This window comes from Streptomyces sp. NPDC000134 (assembly GCF_042899225.1).
Lineage (GTDB): Bacteria > Actinomycetota > Actinomycetes > Streptomycetales > Streptomycetaceae > Streptomyces.
Genome location: NZ_JBIAZN010000004.1, coordinates 106516 through 130618, shown reverse-complemented (window position 1 = coordinate 130618; position 24103 = coordinate 106516). Strand labels below are relative to the sequence as shown.

The window sequence follows — 24103 nt, the reverse complement described above, 5'->3', positions numbered from 1 at the left end:
GTGTCGTATATGAGCGTCAGCGCTGAGCGGCGGCGATCGATTCCCGCGCCTTGTCGGCCACGTTCTCGGCAGTGAAACCGAACTCCTGGAAGAGCAGCTTGCCGTCCGCGGAAGCGCCGAAGTGCTCCAGGGAAACGATGCGGCCGGCATCCCCGACGTAGCGGTGCCAGGTCAGTCCGATCCCGGCCTCGACCGCGACGCGGGCCCTGACGTCCGCGGGCAGGACGCTGTCCCGGTACCCCTGGTCCTGCTGCTCGAACCACTCGACGCACGGCATGGAGACCACGCGGGTCGGCACCCCGTCGGCCTGGAGCCGCTCGCGCGCCTCGACGGCGACGTGCACCTCGGAGCCGGTGGCGATCAGGATGACCTCGGGCGCGCCGCCCTCGGCCTCGAACAGGACGTAGCCGCCCTTGGCCGCGTCCTCGTTGGGCTCGTACGTCGGCACGCCCTGCCGGGTGAGGGCGAGGCCGTGCGGCTGGCCCTTGCCGAACTCCTTGGTCCAGCGGCCGAGGATCTCGCGCCAGGCGATCGCGGTCTCGTTGGCGTCGGCCGGGCGCACCACGTTCAGGCCCGGGATGGCGCGCAGCGACGCGAGGTGTTCGACCGGCTGGTGGGTCGGGCCGTCCTCGCCCAGGCCGATGGAGTCGTGCGTCCACACGTACGTCACCGGCAGGTGCATCAGCGCCGACAGCCGGACGGCGTTGCGCATGTAGTCGGAGAACACCAGGAAGGTGCCGCCGTAGATGCGGGTGTTGCCGTGCAGCGCGATGCCGTTCATCTCCGCGGCCATGGAGTGCTCGCGGATGCCGAAGTGGATCGTGCGGCCGTACGGGTCGGCCTCGGGCAGCGGGTTGCCCGCGGGCAGGAACGACGAGGTCTTGTCGATCGTCGTGTTGTTCGAGCCGGCCAGGTCGGCGGAGCCGCCCCACAGCTCCGGAACGACCGCGCCGAGCGCCTGGAGCACCTTGCCGGAGGCGGCACGGGTGGCGACGCCCTTGCCGGTCTCGAAGACCGGGATCTTCTCCGCCCAGTTGGTGGGCAGCTCGCCCTTGGCGATCCGCTCGTACTCGGCGGCGCGCTCGGGGTTGTTGTCCCGCCACTGCTGGAAGGACTTGTCCCACACCGCGCGGGCCGCCTGGCCCCGCTCCAGCGCCTTGCGGGTGTGCGCGAGGACCTCGTCGGCGACCTCGAAGGACTTCTCCGGGTCGAAGCCGAGGACCCGCTTGGTGGCGGCCACCTCGTCGTCGCCGAGCGCCGAGCCGTGCGCGGCCTCGGTGTTCTGCGCGTTCGGGGCGGGCCAGGCGATGATCGAGCGCATCGCGATGAAGGACGGGCGGTCGGTGACCTGCTTCGCCGCCTCGATCGCGTCGTAGATCGCGTTCGGGTCCAGGTCGCCGTCCGGCTTCGGCGCGACCCGCTGGACGTGCCAGCCGTACGCCTCGTAGCGCTTGACGGTGTCCTCGGAGACGGCCGTCTCCGTGTCGCCCTCGATCGAGATGTGGTTGTCGTCCCACAGCAGGATCAGGTTGCCGAGCCTCTGGTGGCCCGCGAGGGAGGACGCCTCGGCGGAGATGCCCTCCTGGAGGCAGCCGTCACCGGCGATGCAGTAGATGTAGTGGTCGAACGGCGACTCGCCCTGGGGAGCCTCCGGGTCGAACAGACCGCGCTCGTAGCGGGCGGCCATCGCCATGCCCACCGCGTTGGCCACGCCCTGGCCCAGCGGGCCGGTGGTGGTCTCCACGCCGGTGGTGTGGCCGTACTCCGGGTGGCCCGGGGTCTTCGAACCCCAGGTCCTGAAGGACTTCAGGTCGTCCAGCTCCAGGCCGAAACCGGCCAGGTAGAGCTGGGTGTAGAGGGTCAGGGACGAGTGGCCGGCGGACAGCACGAAGCGGTCGCGTCCGACCCAGTTCGGGTCGGCCGGGTCGTGCCGCATCACCTTCTGGAAGAGGGTGTAGGCGGCGGGGGCCAGGCTCATCGCCGTACCGGGATGGCCGTTGCCGACCTTCTGTACGGCGTCGGCGGCCAGGACGCGTGCGGTGTCTACGGCCCGCTGGTCCAGCTCGGTCCACTCGAGGTCTGTGGTGGTCGGCTTGGTGCTCACCCTGAGTCAGGGCTCCTCTCCACATGTCGGATGCCGGTGCACGTGAGCGCCCACCGGCTGCCGGCGTTCGGCATCGGCCGGCCGCTGACGAGCCTACCCCCGTAAGTACGTGCGTTTTTTCCTTCGGAAACCAGACTGCCGGGACCATCGGGTATCCGCCTCCCGGCCGGGCGGAACGGCATTCGGCAAGTGAATACGCGGGCGCTCATCTGACCGCTCGAACGACTTCCCGTACGCACGTCCGAGCGCGCCCGCCAACACGACCCCACCCCCGCGAAGGCCGGGGTATGGGCAACGTCTAAAGTGGCGTGGTACGCGCGAGCCCTTTACCCGCACTTCACGCGGGGGGCTTGCTGGGATGTCTCTGTCAGGGGTGTGCGTGACGGCCGTTGAATCCCGTCCTGCGGGGGTTATCGGGACGAGCCAGGGCCCGAGTCACCGGCCGTTCGGGGCCCGTGTCAAGGCGTTCGTGGCGCTGACCAAGCCGCGGATCATCGAGCTGCTGCTGATCACCACCGTTCCGGTGATGTTCCTCGCCGAGCAGGGCGTGCCGGACCTGCGCCTGGTGCTGCTCACCTGCGTCGGCGGTTACCTCTCCGCGGGCGGCGCCAACGCGCTCAACATGTACATCGACCGCGACATCGACGCGCTGATGGACCGCACCTCGCAGCGTCCGCTGGTCACCGGGATGGTCAGCCCGCGCGAGTGCCTGGTCTTCGGCATCACCCTCGCGGTGGTCTCCACGCTGCTGTTCGGCCTCGCCGTCAACTGGCTCTCGGCCTGGCTCTCGCTCGGCGCGCTCCTCTTCTACGTGGTCGTCTACACGATGATCCTCAAGCGCCGCACCTCGCAGAACATCGTCTGGGGCGGTATCGCGGGCTGCCTGCCGGTGCTGATCGGCTGGTCCTCGGTGACCGACTCGATGTCCTGGGCGCCGGTCATCCTCTTCCTGGTGATGTTCTTCTGGACGCCGCCGCACTACTGGCCGCTGTCCATGAAGGTGAAGGACGACTACGCACGCGTGGGCGTGCCGATGCTGCCCGTCATCGCCTCCAACAAGGTCGTCGCCCGGCAGATCGTCATCTATAGCTGGGTGATGGTCGTCGTCTCGCTGCTGCTCACTCCGCTGGGCTACACCGGGTGGTTCTACCTGGTCGTCGCCGCGGTGGCCGGCGGGATGTGGCTGTGGGAGGCGCACGGGCTGCAGAACCGGGCGAAGGCCGAGGTGACCGGGGTGAAGCTCAAGGAGATGCGGCTGTTCCACTGGTCGATCACCTATGTGTCGGTGCTGTTCCTCGCGGTGGCGGTGGACCCGTTCCTGCGGTGAGCCGTTCGCCGCGGATGCGCCGTGGTCGACCGCGCCCGCGCGGCGGAGCCGCACATGGACAGCGCCCCGCGCCCCGGAGGGGGCTCTTGTGGGCGTTCTTTACTCGTCGGTAGCATCGTCTTATGGCAGAGACTCAGCAGGGTGACGAGCGGGCCGTCGGCCGGGTGGTGCGGCGGATCGGGGCCTTCTCCAAGGCGCACGGCGGGGCCGAGGGGCAGGTGGCCTACCTCGGGCAGCGCGGGGCGCGGATCGTGCTCGTCGGCGGGGACGGCGACTGGGGGGACGTGGTCGCCCCCTCGTACGAGATCGCCGAGCAGGCCGTGGCGAAGGCCGGGATCACGGTCCACGAGTCCTTCGACGGCGAGTTCGCCGGCAAGGTGCGCACGGGGCCGTACGAGTGGTCGCGCATGGCCGGCATCCAGGTGGGCGGCCCGCGCCGCAAGGACTGAGACGCGCACGGGGTGCGGGTGAGCAACACCTGACGCCCGGTTCACCCGTTAGGACCTGTGAGCAGCACGGCGTCTACGCGGGGAGCCCGGATGATCGACACGCCGTCCCTGGTGGACCAGTACTGCCACGGCGTCCTCAGGACCGAGCTGGGCCTCGGCACCTTCGAGGCCCAGTTGGCCCGGACGGAGGGGCCGCCCGCGCCGGGCACCACCCTGTTCGACACGCAGACCGGGTTCGCGGTACGCCGCTGGTGCCCGCCGCTGCTCGGCCTGGAGCCGCACTGCCCGCCCGCCCGCTATCTCGCCCGGCGCCGCGAGCTGGGCGTCCTGGAGGCCGACCGCAGGCTGCTGCGGGGCAGCGGCATCACGACGTACCTGGTCGACACCGGGCTGCCCGGCGACCTCACCGGGGCCGCCGAGCTGGCCTCGGCCGCGGCGGCCGACGTCCACGAGATCGTGCGGCTCGAACTGCTGGCCGAGCAGGTCGCCGACACCTCCGGCACCGTCGATTCCTTCCTCGCCAACCTCGCCGAGGCGGTGCACGGCGCCGCCGCGCACGCCGTGGCCTTCACCTCCGTCGCGGGCGTCCGGCACGGCCTGGCGCTGGCTCCGCAGCCGCCGGGTCCGGGCGAGGTGCGCGGCGCGGCCGGCCGCTGGCTGGCGGGGCGCGCGGTCGGCGGGGAGCTGAGCGACCCGGTGCTGCTGCGCCATCTGCTGTGGATCGCGGTCGCCTCCGGCCGGCCGCTGCAGTTGCACGCCGGGCTCGGCGAGCCCGGCCTGCGCATCGACCGCACCGATCCGGTGCTGCTGACCGACTTCGTCCGGGCCACCGCCGGGCTCGGCACCGACCTCGTCCTGCTGCACGGCTACCCGTACCACCGGCAGGCCGCGCATCTCGCCGGTGTCTTCCCGCACGTGTACGCCGACTCCGGGGCCGCGCTGGTGCGCACCGGCGCACGGGCCGCCACCGTCCTCGCCGAGATCCTGGAGCTGGCCCCGTTCGGCAAGATCCTGTTCTCCACCGGCGCCCAGGGCCTGCCCGAGCTGCACGTGGTGGGCGCCCGCCTGTTCCGCGAGGCGCTGGACCGGGTGCTCGGCACCTGGGTGGCCGACGGCGCGTGGTCCCTGACGGACGCCCAGCGGGTCGCCGGGATGATCGCCTCGGCGAACGCGGTACGGGTGTACGGGCTGGAGTGATCAGGCGCGGCTGAACGCGGCCTCCACCGCGGGGCCGGGCACGCCGGTGGCCTCGGCGGGGCGCTCGCGCAGCGACAGCAGCACCCGCAGCACGCCGATCCACACCAGGCACGAGCCGACCATGTGCAGGCCCACCAGGACCTCGGGCAGGTCGGTGAAGTACTGGACGTATCCGATGAGCCCCTGGGCGAGCAGGATCAGGAACAGGTCCCGGGTGCGGGCCAGCGGGCCCTCGGGGGCGTCGACGGCCTTGAGGACGAACCACAGGGCGAAGGTCAGCGTCACCACGATCCACGCCAGCACCGCGTGCAGCTTGGTCACCGTCTCCCAGTCCAGCGGCATCCGCGCGACCTCGCTGGAGTCGCCCGCGTGCGGGCCCGCGCCGGTGACCACCGTGCCCACCGCGATCAGCGCCACGCAGACGGCGACCAGGACCCACACCAACTGCTGGACCGAGGCACCGACCAGGGGGCGCGGTGCCGTGTCGCCCTCCCGGGTGCGCTGCCACATCACGGTGGCGATCGCGATCAGCGCGGTCGACAGCAGGAAGTGGGCGGCGACGGTGTACGGGTTCAGGCCGACCAGGACGACGATCCCGCCGAGGACCGCGTTGCCCATCACGACCCAGAACTGCGCCCAGCCCAGCCTGGTCAGGGAGCGCCGGTACGGCTTCTCGGAGCGGGCGGCGACGATCGCCCAGCCGACCGCCGCGCACAGCACGTAGGTGAGCAGGCGGTTGCCGAACTCGATGACGCCGTGCAGGCCCATCTCGCTGGTGGTGGTCAGCGAGTCGTCGGTGCACTTGGGCCAGGTCGGGCAGCCGAGGCCCGACCCGGTCAGGCGGACGGCGCCGCCGGTGCCGACGATGATCACCGCCATGACGAGGGCGGCCAGCGCCGACCGCCGGACGGTCCGGGGGTCCGGGGTCCAGCGCGCGGCGATGAAGGCGAGCGGGTTGCGCACGGCGGTTGCGAGGTCGTCGCGGGTCACGTTTGGCACGCGTTCCATCGTAGGGGGACGCTTGTGCACGCGTTCACGAGGGTCACTCCCAGCGGAAGAAGCGGCCGGCCGCGGCGAGGGCCGCGGCGGCCCAGACGGCGAGGACGCCCAGGTCGCCCCAGGGCAGCGCGGCGCCGTGCTGGAGCACGTCCCGCAGTCCGTCCGACAGCGCGGAGATGGGCAGCAGGCCGAGGACGTCCTGGGCCGCGTCCGGGAACCTGTCCAGCGGCACGATCACCCCGCCGCCGACCAGCAGCAGCAGGAAGACCAGGTTGGCGGCGGCCAGCGTCGCCTCGGCCTTCAGCGTGCCGGCCATCAGCAGGCCGAGGCCGGAGAAGGCGGCCGTGCCGAGGACCAGCAGCAGGAGTACGGCGAAGGGGTTGCCGTGCGGCGACCAGCCCAGCGCGAACGCGATCACCGTCAGCAGCGCCACCTGGAGCACCTCGGTGACCAGCACGGAGAGGGTCTTGGCGGTCATCAGGCCCCACCGGGGCAGCGGTGAGGACGCCAGCCGCTTCAGCACCCCGTAGCGGCGTTCGAAGCCGGTGGCGATGGCCTGGCCGGTGAACGCCGTGGACATCACGGCGAGCGCCAGGACGCCGGGGGCGAGGAAGTCGACGGCCTCGCCGACGCCGGTGTCGACGATGTCCACCGAGCTGAACAGCACCAGCAGCAGCGTCGGGATGACCACCGTCAGCAGCAACTGCTCGCCGTTGCGCAGCAGCATCTTCGTCTCCAGGGCGGCCTGGGCGGCGATCATGCGGGTCAGGGGCGCGGCGCCGGGCCTCGGCGCGTACCGGCCCGTACCGGTGGTGGCGGTCATGAGCGCAGCTCCTTGCCGGTCAGCTCCAAGAAGACGTCCTCCAGGGTGTGCCGTTCCACCGAGATGCGGTCCGGCATCACCCCGTGCTGGGCGCACCACGACGTCACCGTCGCGAGCAGTTGCGGATCGATCTTGCCGGTGACCCGGTACGAGCCCGGCGTCAGCTCGACCGCCGCGGAGTCCGCCGGGAGCGCCTTCAGCAGGCTTGCCGCGTCCAGGCCGGGGCGGCCGGTGAAGCGCAGGGTGTTCTCGGCGCCGCCGCGGCACAGCTCCTCGGGCGAGCCCTGGGCGATGACCCGGCCCGCGTCGATGATGGCCACGTCGTCGGCGAGCTGCTCGGCCTCGTCCATGTGGTGCGTGGTCAGGATCACCGAGACGCCGTCGGCGCGCAGGTCCCGGATCAGCTCCCAGGTGGCGCGGCGGGCCTGCGGGTCCAGGCCCGCGGTCGGCTCGTCCAGGAAGACCAGCTCCGGACGCCCGACCACGGCCATCGCCAGCGCGAGGCGCTGCTGCTGGCCGCCGGAGAGGCGGCGGTAGGCGGTCCGGCCGCAGGAGCCGAGGCCGAGCCGTTCGATCAGGGCGGGCACGTCCAGCGGGTGCGCGTGCAGCTTCGCGACGTGGCGCAGCATCTCGTCCGCGCGGGCGCCCGGGTAGACGCCGCCGGACTGGAGCATCACGCCGACGCGGGGCCGCAGCTCACCGGCCTGGCGCAGCGGGTCGAGGCCCAGGACGCGCACCGTGCCGGAGTCCGGCCGGCGGTAGCCCTCGCAGGTCTCCACGGTGGTCGTCTTGCCCGCCCCGTTGGGGCCGAGGACGGCGGTCACACCCGGCCGGGCCACCAGGTCGAGGCCGTCCACCGCGGTCTTCGTGCCGTACCGCTTCACCAGGGCCTGGACCTGGACCACGGGCTCGCTTCGCATGGGACACGAGTCTAGGTAGGCGCGCGGCGGCTCAGGCGCGGGGGTGCGCGATGTCCTCCGCGCGGGGCCGGTGCAGCGCCAGCCACCGCTCGGCGTACGCCACCGCGTCCGCCACCGGGAACAGCCGTGCCTCGGCCGCGCCGACCCGGCCGCGGACCACCGGCCGGTCGCGTTCGAAGTCGTGGCCCAGTTCGTCGAACCGGTCCGAGGTGATCGACACCTCGGTGACCCGTTCCCAGCCGTACGGTCCCGGGCGGCCGACCTCGACGAGCGGGGCGGGGACGCGGTACTCGGCCAGGTGGAAACTGGTGCACGAGCCGTAGCCGGCGCCCAGCAGCAGCACCCGGGCGCCGAGGCGCTCCAGCGTGGCCAGGGGGCTGCGCTCGCCGAGCCGGCAGTCCGTGGCGTGCCCGGCGACGACCTCGGCGGCACCCGGGCCGACCGCCGCGAACGAGGTCTGGGGGTGCGCGCTGCGCAGGGCGCCCGGCCAGGTCCGTACGGTCTCCGGGACGACGCCGACCCCCCGGGCGGGCGTGGTCCTCGGGTCGTACGGCGGCATGGCGCGGCGGATGACGGGCCACCACTCCTCTGGGACCGGCGGGTTGTGCCACAGGGCCGGGTCGGAGAGGTCGGCGGTCTGGGTGGGGACGACGAGGGTGCCGTCCGGGCCGAGGGCGTCCAGGAGTGCCTGGACCACCGCCACGGCACCGCCGCAGACCCAGCCGAGGGCGCTCAGCGAGGAGTGGACGAGCAGGGTCTCGCCCGAGGCGACGCCCAGCGCGCGCAGCTCTGCCGCGAGCGTGCCGCGGGTCACAAGTGGGCCGGTGGGAGGGGGTGCGGACATGCTCCGGAGTGTCCCCCGGGAGCGGGCGCGGACACCACCGTTTTTGATCGATCAATGATCGTCGCCGCAGGTCAGATTAGGTTTACCTAAGTGACGCACGGCACCGAAAGGGCGTTTGGGCGCGGCTTGCCGGGGCTCGGAGAATTACGCAACAATGGCGTTGTGAAAAACGTCGGCGAGGCACCCCACGAGGAACTCGCGACCGGTGAGCGCTCCACGCGCAACCGCGTCGCGCGGTCCATCCTGGACCACGGGCCGTCGACCGTCGCCGAGCTGGCCGAGCGCCTCGGCCTCACCCAGGCCGCCGTCCGCCGCCACCTCGACGCCCTCACCGCGGACAACGTCGTGGAGGCCCGCGAGCGCCGGGTGTACGGCACGCGCACGCGCGGGCGGCCCGCGAAGGTGTTCGCCCTGACCGACTGCGGCCGGGACGCCTTCGACCAGTCCTACGACAAGCTCGCCGTGGACGCGCTGCGCTGGATCGCCGAGCGCGAGGGCGGGGAGCAGGCGGTCGCCGCCTTCGCCCGCGCCCGGATCGCCGCCCAGGCCGGCGCGTACCGCGAGGCCGTCGAGGCCGCGCCCCCCGAACGCCGGGCGGAAGCCCTGGCCAAGGCGCTGAGCGCGGACGGGTACGCTGCAACCGCGCGCAGCGCACCGGTCGGCGAGCAGCTCTGCCAGCACCACTGCCCGGTCGCCCACGCCGCCGAGCGGTTCCCGCAGCTCTGCGAGGCCGAGACGGCATTCTTCGCCGAGCTGCTCGGTACACACGTACAGCGGCTGGCGACCATCGCGCACGGCGACGGCGTCTGCACGACGTTCATCCCCAAGACTTCCAAGACCACCGATATCGCATCCGCAAGCACGGCCGGGAGGAACCCCGCATGACGCTCCCCACGGAGACTGCCCACCCCGAGCTCGACGGCCTGGGCAAGTACGAATACGGCTGGGCCGACTCCGACACGGCCGGCGCCTCCGCCAGGCGTGGTGTCGACGAGGACGTGGTCCGGGACATCTCCGGCAAGAAGTCCGAGCCGGAGTGGATGACCAAGCTCCGCCTCAAGGGCCTGAAGCTGTTCGAGAAGAAGCCCATGCCGAACTGGGGCTCGGACCTCTCCGGCATCGACTTCGACAACATCAAGTACTTCGTGCGCTCCACGGAGAAGCAGGCGGAGTCCTGGGAGGACCTGCCCGAGGACATCAAGAACACGTACGACAAGCTCGGCATCCCCGAGGCGGAGAAGCAGCGCCTCGTCGCCGGTGTCGCCGCCCAGTACGAGTCCGAGGTCGTCTACCACCAGATCCGCGAGGACCTGGAGGAGCAGGGCGTCATCTTCCTGGACACCGACACGGCGCTCAAGGAGCACCCGGAGCTGTTCAAGGAGTACTTCGGCACGGTCATCCCGGCCGGTGACAACAAGTTCGCCGCGCTGAACACCGCCGTGTGGTCCGGCGGCTCCTTCATCTACGTCCCGCCGGGCGTGCACGTCGAGATCCCGCTCCAGGCCTACTTCCGGATCAACACCGAGAACATGGGCCAGTTCGAGCGGACCCTGATCATCGTCGACGAGGGCGCCTACGTGCACTACGTCGAGGGCTGCACGGCGCCGATCTACAAGTCGGACTCCCTGCACTCCGCCGTGGTCGAGATCATCGTCAAGAAGAACGCCCGCTGCCGCTACACGACCATCCAGAACTGGTCGAACAACGTCTACAACCTGGTCACCAAGCGCGCCGTGGCGTACGAGGGCGCGACCATGGAGTGGATCGACGGCAACATCGGCTCCAAGGTGACGATGAAGTACCCCGCCGTCTACCTGATGGGCGAGCACGCCAAGGGCGAGACCCTGTCCATCGCCTTCGCGGGCGAGGGCCAGCACCAGGACGCCGGCTCCAAGATGGTCCACATGGCGCCGAACACGTCGTCCAACATCGTGTCGAAGTCCGTGGCGCGTGGGGGCGGCCGCACCTCCTACCGTGGTCTGGTGGAGATCGGCGAGGGCGCCCACGGCTCCAAGTCCAACGTGCTGTGCGACGCCTTGCTGGTCGACACCATCTCCCGGTCGGACACCTACCCCTACGTGGACGTCCGCGAGGACGACGTGTCCATGGGCCACGAGGCGACCGTCTCCAAGGTCTCCGAGGACCAGCTCTTCTACCTGATGAGCCGCGGCCTCAGCGAGTTCGAAGCGATGGCGATGATCGTGCGCGGCTTCGTCGAGCCGATCGCCAAGGAACTGCCGATGGAGTACGCCCTCGAACTCAACCGGCTGATCGAGCTGCAGATGGAAGGCGCGGTCGGCTGACCCCGGCGCCGCCACGCAAGCCCCTTACGCAACGGAAAGCGAGCACTACGACAGCCATGGCTGAGGCTCAGAATCTCCCGGTGGGCTCCACCACCGCCGGCTCGGTCGCGGTGGCCGCCGAGTCGACCGTCGCCACGCGCATGAGCGCGCCCCCGTCCTTCGACGTGGCGGACTTCCCGGTCCCGCACGGCCGCGAGGAGGAGTGGCGGTTCACCCCGCTGGAGCGGCTGCGCGGTCTGCACGACGGCACCGCCACCGTCACCGGAACCGGCGTGAAGGTCGACATCCAGGCCCCCGAGGGCGTCACCGTCGAGACCGTCGGCCGCGACGACGCGCGGCTCGGCCGGGCGGGCGCCCCGGTGGACCGCGTCGCCGCCCAGGCGTACACCGCCTTCGAGCGGGCCTCGGTCGTGACCGTGCCCGAGGAGACCGTCCTCACCGAGCCGATCCGCATCGCGGTGCACGGCGAGGGCGGCACCGCCTACGGCCACCAGGTCATCGAGCTGGGCGCGTTCGCCGAGGCCGTCGTGGTCATCGACCACACCGGCGACGCGGTGCTCGCCGCCAACGTCGAGTACGTCCTCGGGGACGGCGCCAAGCTGACCGTCGTCTCCGTCCAGGACTGGGACGACAAGGCCGTCCACGTCGGCCAGCACAACACGCTGATCGGCCGCGACGCCTCCTTCAAGTCGGTCGTCGTCACCTTCGGCGGCGACCTCGTCCGCCTGCACCCGCGCGTGGCGTACGCCGGTCCCGGCGGCGAGGCCGAGCTGTTCGGCCTGTACTTCACCGACCGGGGCCAGCACCAGGAGCACCGCCTCCTGGTCGACCACAACGTGCCGCACTGCAAGTCCAACGTCGTCTACAAGGGCGCGCTCCAGGGCGACGCGGCGCACGCGGTGTGGATCGGCGACGTCCTCATCGAGGCCAGGGCCGAGGGCACCGACACCTACGAGATGAACCGCAACCTCGTGCTCACCGACGGCGCCCGCGTCGACTCGGTCCCCAACCTGGAGATCGAGACCGGCGAGATCGTCGGCGCCGGCCACGCCTCCGCCACCGGCCGCTTCGACGACGAGCAGCTCTTCTACCTGATGGCCCGCGGCATCCCGGAGCTGGAGGCCCGCCGCCTGGTGGTCCGCGGCTTCTTCGCCGAACTGGTCCAGCAGATCGGTGTCCCGGACATCGAGGAGCGCCTGCTCGCCAAGATCGAGCAGGAGCTGGAGGCGTCGGTCGCATGACCTTCGTACGCGTCTGCGGAGCGGGCGAGCTGGAGGAGGACACCCCCAAGCGGGTGGAACTCGACGGCACGCCGGTCTCCCTCGTGCGCACCGAGGGTGAGGTGTTCGCGATCCACGACATCTGCTCGCACGCCAACGTCTCCCTCGCCGAGGGCGAGGTCGACGACTGCCACATCGAGTGCTGGCTGCACGGCTCGCGCTTCGACCTGCGCACCGGCAAGCCCGACAGCCTTCCGGCGACGCGCCCCGTCCCCGTTTACCCCGTAAAGATCGAAGGGGACGACGTGCTCGTCTCCCTCACCCAGGAGTCCTGAGGCACCCATGGCAACGCTTGAAATCCGAGACCTGCACGTCACCGTCGAGGCCGACAACGCCACGAAGGAGATCCTCAAGGGCGTCGACCTGACCGTGAAGCAGGGCGAGACGCACGCCATCATGGGCCCCAACGGCTCGGGCAAGTCGACCCTCGCCTACTCGCTCGCGGGTCACCCCAAGTACACGATCACCGGCGGCACCGTCACCCTCGACGGCGAGGACGTCCTGGAGATGTCCGTCGACGAGCGCGCCCGCGCCGGCCTCTTCCTCGCCATGCAGTACCCGGTCGAGGTCCCCGGCGTGTCGGTCTCCAACTTCCTGCGCACCTCCGCCACCGCCGTCCGCGGTGAGGCCCCCAAGCTGCGCACCTGGGTCAAGGAGGTCCGCGAGGCCATGGAGCGCCTCCACATGGACCCCGCCTTCGCCGAGCGCAACGTCAACGAGGGCTTCTCCGGCGGTGAGAAGAAGCGCCACGAGATCCTCCAGCTCGAACTGCTCAGGCCGAAGGTCGCCATCCTCGACGAGACCGACTCCGGCCTGGACGTCGACGCCCTGCGCGTCGTCTCCGAGGGCGTGAACCGGGTCCGCGAGACCGGCGAGGTCGGCACCCTGCTGATCACCCACTACACCCGCATCCTGCGCTACATCAAGCCCGACTTCGTGCACGTGTTCTCGGCCGGCCGCATCGTCGAGTCCGGCGGCGCGGAGCTGGCCGACAAGCTGGAGAACGAGGGCTACGAGGCTTACACGAAGGGCGGCGTATCCGCGTGACACATGTGCCGGGCCTCCTCGACACCGAAGCGATCCGCAAGGACTTCCCCATCCTGGACCGCCAGGTCCACGACGGCAGGAAGCTCGTCTACCTGGACAACGCGGCGACCTCGCAGAAGCCGCGCCAGGTGCTCGACGCGCTCAGCGAGTACTACGAGAGGTACAACGCCAACGTCCACCGTGGCGTGCACGTCCTCGCCGAGGAGGCCACGGCGCTGTACGAGGGCGCGCGGGACAAGGTCGCGGAGTTCATCAACGCGCCCTCCCGCGACGAGGTGATCTTCACCAAGAACGCCTCGGAGTCCCTCAACCTGGTGGCCAACATGCTGGGCTGGGCCGACGAGCCCTACCGCGTGGACCACGAGACCGAGATCGTCATCACGGAGATGGAGCACCACTCCAACATCGTGCCGTGGCAGTTGCTGGCGCAGCGCACGGGCGCGAAGCTGAAGTGGTTCGGCCTCACCGACGACGGCCGCCTGGACCTGTCCCGCATCGAGGAGATCATCACCGAGAAGACGAAGATCGTCTCCTTCGTGCTGGTCTCCAACATCCTGGGCACCCAGAACCCGGTCGAGGCGATCGTGCGCCGCGCCCAGGAGGTCGGCGCCCTGGTCTGCGTCGACGCCTCCCAGGCCGCGCCGCACATGCCGCTGGACGTGCAGGCCCTCCAGGCCGACTTCGTGGCCTTCACCGGCCACAAGATGTGCGGCCCGACCGGCATCGGCGTGCTGTGGGGCCGCCAGGAACTGCTGGAGGACCTCCCGCCGTTCCTCGGCGGCGGCGAGATGATCGAGACCGTGTCGATGCACTCGTCGACGTACGCCCCGGCCCCGCACAAGTTCGAGGCGGGCACCCCCCCGGTCGCCCAGGCGGTCGGGCTGGGCGCGGCGATCGACTACCTGAACTCGATCGGCATGGACAAGGTCCACGCCCATGAGCACGCCCTCACCGAGTACGCGGTGCGCAAGCTCCTGGAGGTCCCCGACCTGCGGATCATCGGCCCGACCACGGCCGAGGAGCGGGGCGCGGCGATCTCCTTCACGCTCGGCGACATCCACCCGCACGACGTGGGCCAGGTCCTCGACGAGCAGGGCATCGCGGTCCGGGTCGGCCACCACTGCGCCCGGCCGGTCTGCCTCAGGTACGGAATTCCCGCGACCACGCGAGCGTCGTTCTATCTGTACTCCACGCCGGCCGAGGTCGACGCCCTGGTCGACGGCCTGGAGCACGTACGGAACTTCTTCGGATGAGGGGCTGAGGCGTGAAGCTGGACTCCATGTACCAGGACGTCATCCTGGACCACTACAAGAACCCGCACGGGCGTGGTCTGCGCGATGGCGACGCCGAGGTACACCACGTGAACCCGACGTGCGGCGACGAGATCACCCTCCGGGTGAAGTACGACGGCACGACGATCGAGGACGTCTCGTACGAGGGCCAGGGCTGTTCCATCAGCCAGGCGTCGGCCTCCGTGCTGAACGACCTGCTGGTCGGCAAGGACCTGGCGGACGCGCGGCGGATTCAGGAGACCTTCCTGGAGCTGATGCAGTCCAAGGGCCGCATCGAGCCCGACGACGCGATGGAGGACGTCCTGGAGGACGCGGTCGCGTTCGCCGGGGTGTCGAAGTACCCCGCCCGGGTCAAGTGCGCCCTCCTGAGCTGGATGGCGTGGAAGGACGCGACGGCCCAGGCACTGGACGGCGCCGACGCCGAAAGGAAGACGGCATGACCGAGACCGTTGAGATGAAGCCGGCTTCCGAGGAGGAGCTGCGCGAGGCCCTGATGGACGTCGTCGACCCCGAACTGGGCATCGACGTCGTCAACCTGGGCCTGATCTACGGCATCCACGTCGACGACGCGAACATCGCGACCATCGACATGACCCTGACCTCGGCGGCCTGCCCGCTGACCGACGTCATCGAGGACCAGGCCAAGTCCGCCACGGACGGCCTGGTCAACGAGTTGCGCATCAACTGGGTCTGGATGCCGCCGTGGGGCCCCGACAAGATCACGGACGACGGCCGCGAGCAGCTCCGCGCGCTCGGGTTCAACGTCTGACCCGCTGCCTCCCCGACGGCCCCCGGCGATCCGCCGGGGGCCCTCGTGTTCCGTACGGCCGGACCCGGCTTCCTACCGTGACCGGCAGGGGGTATCCGCTCCTGCTCGGAGCCATCGCCCCGGGGGGACTGCCGGGCCGTTCAGGCACCGGTGAGGCACGATCGCCGGCGGCTCGGCGGAGGCCGGTTCGCACCTGGTGTGTCCGGGCGGTTAGGTTGCCCTCATGACCGATACGACTGCTTCCCGTACCACCGGTGCCGTGGCCGCCGGCCTCGCCACGATCGCCGCCGACGGCACCGTTCTCGACACCTGGTTCCCCGCGCCCGAACTCGTCGCCGAGCCCGGCCCGGCCGGCACCGAGCGGCTCTCCGCCGAGCAGGCCGCGAAGTCGCTGGGCGGCGGCGCGACCGCCGCGGTCGGCCCGGACACCCGCCGGGGCGTCGAGGTGGTCGCGGTCCGCACGGTCATCGCCTCCCTGGACGAGAAGCCGATCGACGCGCACGACGTCTACCTGCGCCTGCACCTGCTCTCCCACCGCCTGGTCAAGCCGCACGGCCAGAGCCTGGACGGCATCTTCGGCCACCTCGCCAACGTGGCCTGGACCTCGCTGGGCCCGGTCGCCGTGGACGACGTCGAGAAGGTCCGCCTCAACGCCCGCGCCGAGGGCCTGCACCTCCAGGTGACCTCGATCGACAAGTTCCCCCGCATGACCGACTACGTCGCCCCCAAGGGCGTCCGCATCGCCGACGCCGACCGGGTCCGCCTCGGCGCGCACCTGGCCGAGGGCACGACCGTCATGCACGAGGGCTTCGTCAACTTCAACGCCGGCACGCTCGGCACCTCGATGGTCGAGGGCCGTATCTCCGCGGGCGTCGTGATCGGCGACGGCTCGGACATCGGCGGCGGCGCCTCCACCATGGGCACGCTCTCCGGCGGCGGCAACGTGATCATCTCCGTCGGCGAGCGCTGCCTGATCGGCGCCGAGGCGGGCGTCGGCATCGCGCTGGGCGACGAGTGCGTGGTCGAGGCCGGCCTCTACATCACCGCCGGCACCCGCGTGACCATGCCCGACGGAGAGATCGTCAAGGCCCGTGACCTCTCCGGCGCCTCCAACATCCTCTTCCGCCGCAACTCGGTCACCGGCACCGTCGAGGCCCGCCCGAACAACGCCGTCTGGGGCGGCCTGAACGAGATCCTGCACAGCCACAACTGACCCGCCGCCACCGACAGCGCCCTCCCGCGGCCCCCGAGACCGGCCGGGGAGGGCGCTGTCGTGCCGGCGGCCGGCGGGCCGGCGACCCGATTGGAGGACGGACTGGAGCGCACACCGCTGTCCGGGGACGGCCACCGCCGGGACCGAGGCATAGCGGGACCCGGCCGCGTGCGTCACAGGAAGTACAGGGGCCGGACGGCGGGTCCGGCCCGGGGGTACGAGAAGGTGGTACCGCTGTCCGCGGTCCGGGTGCCGGACGACGACTTCGACACCCTGGAGTGGCAGCCGGTCTTCGCCACCCGCTGACCAGGCCGTCAGCCCGCCACCAGCCGGTCGTACACCTCGCGCAGCCCGTCGGCCGTCTCCCGGCCGGCGGGCCGCAGCGGGGCGCGGACCGGCCCGGCGGGCAGGCCGAGGCCGCCGAGCAGCGCCTTGACGGTGACGGTGCCGGGCAGTCCCGCCGCCATCACCGCCTCGATCAGCTCGGCCGCCCCGGTCTGGAGCCGGGCCGCCTCGGCCGTGCGGCCCGCGTCGAAGGCGTCGAGGACCGCGCGGAGGTGTCCGGGGACGAGGTTCGCGACCGTGCTGACGTATCCGGCGGCGCCGCTCGCGTACAGGGCGAGGTTCTCCTCGTCGCAGCCCGCGTAGTACGCCAGTGCGGTGCGGGCGAGCACCCGCTGGGTGCCCAGCAGGTCGTGGGCGCAGTCCTTGACGGCCACGATCCGGGGGTGCCCGGCGAGCCGGACCAGGGTGGCGGGGGCGATCCGGGTGCCGGTGCGGGCCGGGATGTCGTACAGCATGACGGGCAGGTCCGAGGCGTCCGCGACCTCGCGGAAGTGGGCCTCCAGGGCGTCCTGCGGGGGGCGACTGTAGTACGGCGCGACCACCAGCAGGCCGTCCGCCCCGGCCCGCTCGGCCGCGCGGGCCAGTTCCAGGGTGTGCCGGGTGTCGGCGGTGCCCACCCCGGCGACGATCGAGGCCCGGCCGCCGACCGCCGACCGCACCGCCCCGACCAGCGCGGACTTCTCGGCGTCCGTGGTGGTCGGCGACTCGCCCGTGGTGCCGGACAGCACCAGTCCGTCGCAGCCCCGGGTCACCAGGTGGTCGGCGAGCCGGGCCGCGCCGTCGGGATCGAGGGCGCCGTCCGCGGTGAACGGCGTGACCATGGCGCACAGCGCGCGGCCGAAGGGAGTCGTCATGGCAGCAGTGTCGGCCGCGTCATCGTGCAGCTCCACTTAATTCCGCTACCGGGTATGCGTAAGCGTTGCTGATGGGACGGCGGGCGGCGGGGAGGCCCTCTGTCCGATCCGGGCCGTATCGGTCACCATGGCCGGGACGGTCGTCAGCGGAGATGGGGAGGCGTCATGAAGCTCGGGAAGGCACTCGCCACCGGCGTCGCGCAGGAGCAGCCGGAATCGTACGAGGAGGAGACCCCGCTCGCCGAGGAGAGCCCGTTCGCCGAGGAGAGCCCGGAGCCGGTCGCCCGCGAAGAGGCCCCGGCCGCCGCCCGATGAGGCTCCGGCTCCCGGAGGAACGCCCGACGGAGCCGCCGACCGGGTACAAGATCGCCCACCCGGTGCTGTCCCTCGACGGCACCCGGGCCGGCTTCACCGGCGTCTCCCTGGGCGGCGCGCTGCCCTACCCGGTGGTGGCCGAGGCGTCCTGCGTCTACGGGCTCAGGCACCGGCCGCCGCACCGCCGCTGCGACTGCGGCTTCCACTGCGTGCACGACCGGGCGGCGGCCGAGGCGCTGCTGTGCACGGCCGAGCACCGCACGGCGGTCCTGCTCCAGGTCCTGGTCCTCGGCCGCTATCTGCGCTTCGAGCGGGGGTTCCGCTCCGCCCGGCAGCGGGTGCGGACCGCCACCGTCGGGCCCTGCGACTGCGGCGCCGGCGCGGTCGCGCTGGCCGACGCGGGCTGGGGCCGGCCGGGCTGGCGGGCGCTCGCTCCCTCCTGCGCGGGCTGCCTGTGCGGTCGTACGTCCCTCTCCCTCGCCGCCTTCGCCCGGCGGGCCGGGGACGGCCTCCGGGTCGTCGCCGGGCGTCCGGCCGGAGCGGCGAGCGGCGGGGAGCCGGACCTCGGGGTGCCCGAACTGATGGCCGAGGCGGCGCTGCTGCAGGCCCGGCTGGACTGGCTGCAGAGCCGGCTCGCCCGGCTCGACCGGGCCTGAAACCGGGCCCCGGCCCGGGGATAGCGCCGCTCCGCCGGGGGTACCCGGTTGGCTCCGGAAGCCGAGAGGAGGCGGGACACCGTGACCGGAGCCACGGAATTCCGGCCCGTGCGCGACGAGCACCACTCCGTGGGCGAACTCGTCGGCCAGGCCACCGAACAGCTCTCCCAGCTCGTACGCCAGGAAGTGGCCCTCGCCAAGGAGGAACTGGCCGCCAAGGGCCGGCGCGTCGGACGCGGCGGCGGAATGCTCGGCGCCGCCGGTGCCGTGGCCTACGTCGGCCTGTTCGCCTTGGCGGGCACGGCCGTCGCCGCCCTCTCGCTGGTGCTGCCCGTGTGGGCCGCGGCGCTGATCGTCACGGCGGTGCTGTTCGCGATCGCGGGCCTGCTGGCCATGTCCGGCCGCGCCCAGTTGCGCCAGGCCGCACCGCCCACACCGGAACGCACCATCGACAGCGTCAAGGCCGACGTCGACGAGATCAGGGAAAGGGCACATCGATGACCGACCCGACGAGCGGGCAGAGCGACACGGCGACCGGGGCCAAGGGCCCCGACGAGCTGCGACGGCAGATCGAGGAGACCCGCAGCCGGCTCGGCGACACCGTCGAGGAACTGGCGGCGAAGACGGACGTGAAGGGCCGCGCGAAGGCCCGCGCCGCCGACCTGCGGGACCGGGCCGGCGCCATGACCGTGCAACTGCGCAGCACCGCCGCGCAGGCCGGGCACACCGTGCAGGAGAAGGCGCCGGCCCCGGTGCGCGATGCCGTCCGGGCGGGCCGCGGCAACCCCCGGCCGGTGCTGGTCGCCGGAGCGGCGGCGGGCGCGGTGGTCGCGGCGGGCGTGCTGTGGCGCCGCCACGCGCACCGCTGAGCGGCGGTACCGAACACTGGGAAGGGCCCCGGGGACGGGGCCCTTCGCCATGTCCGGGTACGGGTTGACCTCAACTTCGGTCGAGGTACGAGGGTGGTGTCCGAACGCACCCGGACCCGGACCGTGGAGGCCCGCATGACCCGCCGTACCGACGCCCACCCCGACCTGCTCCGCGCGGATGTCGGAGCCCCCTTCTTCAGCACCTGGCGGGTCGGCACCCCCGAACGCCAGCGCGAGACCGTCGAGGCGATCGCCCGCGCCTGGGAGCGCCGCCCCTGGCCCGCCGACGGCCTGCGGAGCTACCACGTCTACACCGGACACGACGGCGAAACGTTGCTGCACCACTCGCAGTGGGCGACCGAGCAGGCGTACGAGGCGTTCGCCAGGACCCAGCGGCAGGAACGGGTCGACGAGATCGACACCGCCGTGCCGGGCATCGAACGGCTGGGGCTCGGGCGGTACCGGCGCCACGCCGGCCGGGAGCGCCGGGCCGGGGACACCCGGGTCCCCGGCCTGATCGTGACCGTCCGCATCGACTTCGCCCCGGGCGGCGCCGGGAACCGCGGCGACTGGATCGACCTGGTGCTCAAGGCCCTCGCCGACGACCCGGTGGGACACCGCGGCCTGATCTCCGCCCACTTCCACCCGAGCACCGACGGCACCCATGTGCTGAACTACGCCGAGTGGGAGAGCGCCGAGGCATACGACGCCGTCCTGGCCGCCCCCGGCCGGGGCATCGGCGCCCCCACCGACCTGTGGGACCGGGTGCGCTCCCACCCGGACGTGCGCGGCTTCACCGGCAGCCGGTACGACCACGCCCTCGGCCTGGTGCCCGGCTGATCCCGGCTGACCCCGGCTACGGGCGGAACCGCAGCACTTGCGGGTCGTGGTCGCTGATCTGGTCGTGGAACTCCGCGTTGACGTGCACGCTGTCGTACGCGAAGTGACCGCCGCGCCGGATCGACGGGCTCACCAGGATCTGGTCCAGGACCTGGCTGTTGCCCTGGTAGACGTACGAGTACCGCTCGTCCTGCGGCAGCGACTTGACCGCCGACCACAGCGCCCCGTCGTCCTCCAGCAGTTCGGCGGTGGTGGAGAACTCGAAGTCGTTGATGTCGCCGAGGGCGATGACGTCCGCGTTCTTCTGGGCGGCGAGGAGCTGCTTGACGAAGGTGTTGACGGCCGTGGCCTGGAGGTGCCGCTGGGTCTCGGAGCTGCGCGCCGGGGGCTGGTACTGGCTGGTCAGCCCCTGGTCGCCGCCCTTGGAGGCGAAGTGGTTGGCGATGACGAAGACCGTCCTGCCGCGGAAGACGAACTCGCCGGCGAGCGGCTTGCGGCTGTTCTCCCAGGCGGGGTCCGACGGGTCGACGCGGCCGGGGGAGTGGGTCAGCGCGGCCTTGCCGCGGATCTTGGTGACGCCGGTCGCGGTGGTCGCGTCGCCGGCCGCGCGGTCGGTGAAGGAGACCCGCTCGGGGTCGAACAGGAACACCTGGCGGATGTTGCCGCCGGGCTCGCCGCCGTCGGCCTTGTCGACCGGGTCGACCGAGCGCCAGTCGTAGCGCGGGCCGCCGGCCGCCACGATCGCGTCGATCAGCTCGCCCACCGTGCGGTCGGCGGCGACCGTGCCGTCGTCGGTGGCGCCGCTGTTGTCCTGGATCTCCTCCAGCGACACGATGTCGGGGGAGCGCAGGTTGTGCACGATGGCGGCGGCGTGCGCGGCGAAGGTGTCGTCGGACGGGTCGAGGTTCTCGACGTTGTACGTCGCCACCGCCAGCTCGCGGCGGGACTGCGCCCGGGTCGTCTCCCGCTCACGGCCGCCGCTCTCCAGCGTGCCGAGCCGGTCGGCGACCAGGGTGTAGCCGCCGTACTGGTTGTAGTCCAGCGGGCCGGCGGTGGTCCCGGCGAGGGTGTCGCCGACGTTGGCGTCGGGGAAGTCGGCGGCCCTGCCCAGGGACTGGATCTGGAGCCGGCCGGTGTTCTGGGAGTCGTAGGAGCCGTAGACCGTGCCGCCGCCCGCGCTGGGGTTCTCCTTCGGCTTCACCGTCACCCACAGCTCGGTGTAGGGGTCGGTGGCGCCGACCACCCGGGTGTCGGCGACCTGGACGTTCATGCCCTCCAGGGACTCGTAGTAGTCCAGGGCGTACGCGGCGGGGCGCAGCGGCAGCGCGTTGACGGAGCCGCCCCCGGCCTCGGGGGTGTAGGCGCGCGGCACCGACCGGGCGTCGACGCGGGTGGCGGCCGGGACCGGGTTGCCGCTGGAGACCACGGTGACGGCAGGGCGGGTGATCTCGGTCAGCGACTGGTTGCCGGAGGAGGTGCCGCCGGGGACGTACTCCGAGACCGTGCCGGAGACGGTGACCGCGTCGCCGACGGCGACCTTCGGGGTGGAGCTGGTGAAGACGAAGACGCCCTCGCTGGTGGCCGGGTCGGCGTCCGGGGCGGGGTCCTGCATCCAGAACCCCCGGGAGGAGCCGTAGGCGCGGATGCCCGTGACGATCCCGGTCACGTCGGTGACCTGCTGCCCGGCGTACGGGGAGACCCTGGTCGTGCCCTGGATGTCGTGGACGCGCACGGAGGCGGCGTGCGCGGGGGAGCCGATGACGACGGTGGAGGCCGCGGAACACACGGCGGCGACGGTGAGCGCGGCGAGACGCGCGGACGACTTGCTCGGCAAGGGAGCCCTCCGGGGACTGAGCGGTGAAACGCCGGAACGAGGGTGAACCGTGGGACGGGAGGGGGACGAACGTCCTTGAGTGAACACTTGTGCCCCCTACTTCTACGCGCGTCAATCTCCTGCGGGACCAGGCCCGTTGTCAAGGTTTCGGCCATGTACGGCGGCCGGCGGGGAGATGAACCGGGCGGCATGGGTGGAAACCCGTCTAGGCTGAGCGGCTGAGCCGTACGGCGTCCGGATGGCCGTACGGCGGCCGAGGTGCGCGAGGAGAAACAGTTGATGTCAGACAGCTCCACCCTGCCGCCCGCGCGGCTGCACCCCGAAGCGGAGCTGGCCCGCGACGCGCTCTCCGCCCCGCTGCTCTCCCGGGCCGCCCGGCTCGCCCGCTGGGCCGGGGCGGACACCCGCGTCGAGGAGGGCGGCGCCCTCGCCGAGGAGCAGCTCCCGGCGGCGGCCGAGGCGCTGGGGCTGACCGGCGGCGACGCCACCGCCCGGACGAGCGAGGCGTGGCGGGTGGCCGTGGACGCGGGGCTGGTCGAGGTCGACGGCCAGGAGGCGGGCACCGTCACGGCCGGCCGGGAGCTGGCCCGGCTCACCGGCGGCTCCCCGCGGGACGTGCTCGGCGTGTGGCTGGCCGCCCTGGAGTCCGTCCTGGCCGACGCGAGCGTGCCCGACCTCGGCTCGCTGATCGACGCGATGGCCGAGGGCGAGGGCGAGCTGGACCTGTCCTCGGTGGACTGGGACCCGCAGGCCGAGGCGGAGTTCCTCGACGGGGTGCTCGGCAACCTGTACCTGCTCACCGTCGGCGAGGACGCGCCCGGCGACGCCCCGGTGCCGCTGCCCGCGCTGGCCGCCTCCGTCCTGGTCCCCGACGGCATGGACGAGCCCAGCAACGACGTGCTGGAGCGGGTCTCCGAGGCGATGATGAAGCTGGACGACCAGTTCAGGCTGCTGGAGCCGATCGGGCTGGTGGCGTACCGGCCGGTCGACGAGGACCTGATGTCCGACACCGACGAGGAGCCCGCGCCGCCCGTCGACGACACCGACGTCGCCCGCTACGGCATGGTGCGGCTCACCCCGCTCGGCCTGTTCGGACTGCGGGCCCGCCTGCTGGAGGCCGGGTTCGACGCGCCGGCCGTCGGCGACCTCGCCGACAAGGGCGCCGACGCGCTGCTCGACGGCACCGCCGCCTTCCCGCCGGCCGCCGCCCACGCCGAGACCCAGCACTGGCTGGCCCGCCGCGAGCCGCTCGCCGCCGCCCGGGACCTGCTGGCGGCGGCGCGCGGCACCGACCCCGGGGCACCGCTGCGCCGGCTCCGCTGCCAGCAGGCCCTCGCCCTGGTCGGCGCCGAGGCCGAGCCCGCGCTGCGGGAGGTGCTCGACGACCCGGAGCTGGGCGGGCTGGCCCGGGTGTGGCTCACCGAGCACGGCGCGGGCGACGTCCCCGCTCCCTCGGAGGCCCTGATCTTCTGGCTCACCGTCGACACGGTCGCCGCCCAGTTGGCCGCCGAGGGCAACTCCGAGGAACTGCGCGCCCTGGTCGAGGGCCTGGCCGCGCAGCACAGCGGCTTCTTCGACACCGCCTGGCGGGTCGACCACCCCGCCACCGCGGACGTCCTGGAGGCCATGGGGCGGCTGCACCCCGACAAGAAGGTGGCCAAGGAGGCCCGCAAGGCGGCGTTCAAGGCGCGCTCGCAGCACGGGGGGTGAGCGCGGCGCCGGGGGCGGCTCCCGCGAGGAGGCCGGGGACCTCGGCAGCGGGCAGGACCCGTCCTGCGGCGAGTCCGCCGGGGTGGCCTTCCCGCCCGACGGGCGGGCCGGTA

General features: G+C 72.2%; 26 protein-coding genes. 19 read left to right on the top strand and 7 right to left on the bottom strand.

Features of this window, described 5'->3' with window-relative positions; translation table 11 throughout:
* Nucleotides 1–16: 16 nt before the first annotated feature.
* A complete protein-coding gene (tkt, locus tag ACFY32_RS07555; RefSeq protein WP_359200707.1) occupies nucleotides 17–2104 on the bottom strand; it encodes a transketolase in 2088 nt (695 codons plus the stop codon).
* 358 nt (nucleotides 2105–2462) lie between these two features.
* Here tkt and ACFY32_RS07550 point away from each other — a divergent pair, with 358 nt between their 5' ends.
* From ACFY32_RS07550 to ACFY32_RS07540, 3 genes are all read left to right on the top strand, one after another.
* Entirely contained in the window at nucleotides 2463–3431 is a 969-nt protein-coding gene (locus ACFY32_RS07550) for a heme o synthase (RefSeq protein WP_390673664.1), read from the top strand.
* Nucleotides 3432–3553: 122 nt separating this feature from the next.
* Entirely contained in the window at nucleotides 3554–3880 is a 327-nt protein-coding gene (locus ACFY32_RS07545) for a hypothetical protein (protein WP_390673663.1), read from the top strand.
* Nucleotides 3881–3970: 90 nt separating this feature from the next.
* Nucleotides 3971–5077: an amidohydrolase family protein gene (locus ACFY32_RS07540; RefSeq protein WP_359200703.1), complete on the top strand. Its 1107-nt coding sequence runs from the start codon at nucleotides 3971–3973 to the stop codon at nucleotides 5075–5077.
* On the opposite strand, the gene ACFY32_RS07535 is transcribed toward ACFY32_RS07540, so the two are convergent.
* The 4 genes from ACFY32_RS07535 to ACFY32_RS07520 are packed head-to-tail and all read right to left on the bottom strand — an operon-like array spanning nucleotide 5078 to nucleotide 8663.
* Nucleotides 5078–6085, bottom strand: a complete 1008-nt coding sequence (locus ACFY32_RS07535) for a COX15/CtaA family protein (protein ID WP_359200701.1) — start codon at nucleotides 6083–6085, stop codon at nucleotides 5078–5080.
* A 34-nt stretch (nucleotides 6086–6119) separates the two neighbouring features.
* Nucleotides 6120–6899, bottom strand: a complete 780-nt coding sequence (locus ACFY32_RS07530; RefSeq protein ID WP_390673662.1) for an ABC transporter permease — start codon at nucleotides 6897–6899, stop codon at nucleotides 6120–6122.
* Nucleotides 6896–7819, bottom strand: coding sequence for an ABC transporter ATP-binding protein (locus tag ACFY32_RS07525; protein WP_390673661.1), 924 nt, complete (start codon nucleotides 7817–7819; stop codon nucleotides 6896–6898). Before ACFY32_RS07525 ends, ACFY32_RS07530 begins: the two co-directional genes overlap by 4 nt.
* A gap of 31 nt (nucleotides 7820–7850) precedes the next feature.
* Nucleotides 7851–8663: an AAC(3) family N-acetyltransferase gene (locus ACFY32_RS07520; RefSeq protein WP_359200695.1), complete on the bottom strand. Its 813-nt coding sequence runs from the start codon at nucleotides 8661–8663 to the stop codon at nucleotides 7851–7853.
* A 162-nt stretch (nucleotides 8664–8825) separates the two neighbouring features.
* Between ACFY32_RS07520 and ACFY32_RS07515 the strand changes: the two genes are divergently transcribed.
* From ACFY32_RS07515 to ACFY32_RS07470, 10 genes are all read left to right on the top strand, one after another.
* Nucleotides 8826–9548: a helix-turn-helix transcriptional regulator gene (locus tag ACFY32_RS07515; RefSeq protein WP_390673660.1), complete on the top strand. Its 723-nt coding sequence runs from the start codon at nucleotides 8826–8828 to the stop codon at nucleotides 9546–9548.
* On the top strand, nucleotides 9545–10966 hold the full coding sequence (sufB, locus tag ACFY32_RS07510) for a Fe-S cluster assembly protein SufB (protein ID WP_359200691.1): 1422 nt from the start codon (nucleotides 9545–9547) through the stop codon (nucleotides 10964–10966). The genes ACFY32_RS07515 and sufB overlap by 4 nt, the downstream gene beginning before the upstream one ends.
* Nucleotides 10967–11022: 56 nt before the next feature.
* Nucleotides 11023–12207: a Fe-S cluster assembly protein SufD gene (gene sufD, locus ACFY32_RS07505; RefSeq protein WP_390673659.1), complete on the top strand. Its 1185-nt coding sequence runs from the start codon at nucleotides 11023–11025 to the stop codon at nucleotides 12205–12207.
* Nucleotides 12204–12521 carry a non-heme iron oxygenase ferredoxin subunit gene (locus ACFY32_RS07500; protein ID WP_190208085.1) on the top strand — a complete coding sequence of 106 codons (318 nt, stop codon included), beginning with the start codon at nucleotides 12204–12206 and terminating at the stop codon, nucleotides 12519–12521. The genes sufD and ACFY32_RS07500 overlap by 4 nt, the downstream gene beginning before the upstream one ends.
* A 7-nt stretch (nucleotides 12522–12528) precedes the next feature.
* On the top strand, nucleotides 12529–13293 hold the full coding sequence (gene sufC / locus ACFY32_RS07495) for a Fe-S cluster assembly ATPase SufC (RefSeq protein ID WP_390673658.1): 765 nt from the start codon (nucleotides 12529–12531) through the stop codon (nucleotides 13291–13293).
* The gene (locus ACFY32_RS07490) at nucleotides 13290–14546 is read left to right on the top strand and encodes a cysteine desulfurase (protein WP_359200684.1); all 1257 of its coding nucleotides are present in this window, start codon (nucleotides 13290–13292) and stop codon (nucleotides 14544–14546) included. The genes sufC and ACFY32_RS07490 overlap by 4 nt, the downstream gene beginning before the upstream one ends.
* An 11-nt stretch (nucleotides 14547–14557) precedes the next feature.
* The gene (gene sufU, locus ACFY32_RS07485; RefSeq protein ID WP_359200682.1) at nucleotides 14558–15025 is read left to right on the top strand and encodes a Fe-S cluster assembly sulfur transfer protein SufU; all 468 of its coding nucleotides are present in this window, start codon (nucleotides 14558–14560) and stop codon (nucleotides 15023–15025) included.
* Entirely contained in the window at nucleotides 15022–15354 is a 333-nt protein-coding gene (locus tag ACFY32_RS07480) for a metal-sulfur cluster assembly factor (protein ID WP_359200680.1), read from the top strand. Before sufU ends, ACFY32_RS07480 begins: the two co-directional genes overlap by 4 nt.
* Nucleotides 15355–15577: 223 nt before the next feature.
* Nucleotides 15578–16567, top strand: a complete 990-nt coding sequence (gene dapD, locus ACFY32_RS07475) for a 2,3,4,5-tetrahydropyridine-2,6-dicarboxylate N-succinyltransferase (RefSeq protein WP_359200678.1) — start codon at nucleotides 15578–15580, stop codon at nucleotides 16565–16567.
* Between the two features lie 168 nt (nucleotides 16568–16735).
* Nucleotides 16736–16873: a hypothetical protein gene (locus ACFY32_RS07470; protein WP_390673657.1), complete on the top strand. Its 138-nt coding sequence runs from the start codon at nucleotides 16736–16738 to the stop codon at nucleotides 16871–16873.
* A gap of 8 nt (nucleotides 16874–16881) precedes the next feature.
* Here ACFY32_RS07470 and dapA read toward each other — a convergent pair whose 3' ends face one another.
* Nucleotides 16882–17766: a 4-hydroxy-tetrahydrodipicolinate synthase gene (gene dapA, locus ACFY32_RS07465; RefSeq protein WP_390673656.1), complete on the bottom strand. Its 885-nt coding sequence runs from the start codon at nucleotides 17764–17766 to the stop codon at nucleotides 16882–16884.
* A gap of 165 nt (nucleotides 17767–17931) precedes the next feature.
* Here dapA and ACFY32_RS07460 point away from each other — a divergent pair, with 165 nt between their 5' ends.
* From ACFY32_RS07460 to ACFY32_RS07440, 5 genes are all read left to right on the top strand, one after another.
* Nucleotides 17932–18081: a hypothetical protein gene (locus ACFY32_RS07460; RefSeq protein WP_390673655.1), complete on the top strand. Its 150-nt coding sequence runs from the start codon at nucleotides 17932–17934 to the stop codon at nucleotides 18079–18081.
* Complete coding sequence (locus tag ACFY32_RS07455; RefSeq protein WP_390673654.1) at nucleotides 18078–18737, top strand: hypothetical protein; 660 nt, start codon at nucleotides 18078–18080, stop codon at nucleotides 18735–18737. Before ACFY32_RS07460 ends, ACFY32_RS07455 begins: the two co-directional genes overlap by 4 nt.
* An 81-nt stretch (nucleotides 18738–18818) precedes the next feature.
* On the top strand, nucleotides 18819–19238 hold the full coding sequence (locus tag ACFY32_RS07450) for a phage holin family protein (protein WP_390673653.1): 420 nt from the start codon (nucleotides 18819–18821) through the stop codon (nucleotides 19236–19238).
* Complete coding sequence (locus ACFY32_RS07445; RefSeq protein ID WP_359200668.1) at nucleotides 19235–19606, top strand: DUF3618 domain-containing protein; 372 nt, start codon at nucleotides 19235–19237, stop codon at nucleotides 19604–19606. Before ACFY32_RS07450 ends, ACFY32_RS07445 begins: the two co-directional genes overlap by 4 nt.
* A 135-nt stretch (nucleotides 19607–19741) precedes the next feature.
* Nucleotides 19742–20446, top strand: a complete 705-nt coding sequence (locus ACFY32_RS07440; protein WP_390673652.1) for an antibiotic biosynthesis monooxygenase — start codon at nucleotides 19742–19744, stop codon at nucleotides 20444–20446.
* A 16-nt stretch (nucleotides 20447–20462) separates the two neighbouring features.
* Here ACFY32_RS07440 and ACFY32_RS07435 read toward each other — a convergent pair whose 3' ends face one another.
* Complete coding sequence (locus tag ACFY32_RS07435) at nucleotides 20463–22280, bottom strand: endonuclease/exonuclease/phosphatase family protein (RefSeq protein WP_359200664.1); 1818 nt, start codon at nucleotides 22278–22280, stop codon at nucleotides 20463–20465.
* Nucleotides 22281–22559: 279 nt separating this feature from the next.
* On the opposite strand from ACFY32_RS07435, the gene ACFY32_RS07430 reads away from it, so the two are divergent.
* Nucleotides 22560–23990 carry a hypothetical protein gene (locus ACFY32_RS07430; protein WP_359200662.1) on the top strand — a complete coding sequence of 477 codons (1431 nt, stop codon included), beginning with the start codon at nucleotides 22560–22562 and terminating at the stop codon, nucleotides 23988–23990.
* The last annotated feature ends 113 nt before the right edge of the window (nucleotides 23991–24103 follow it).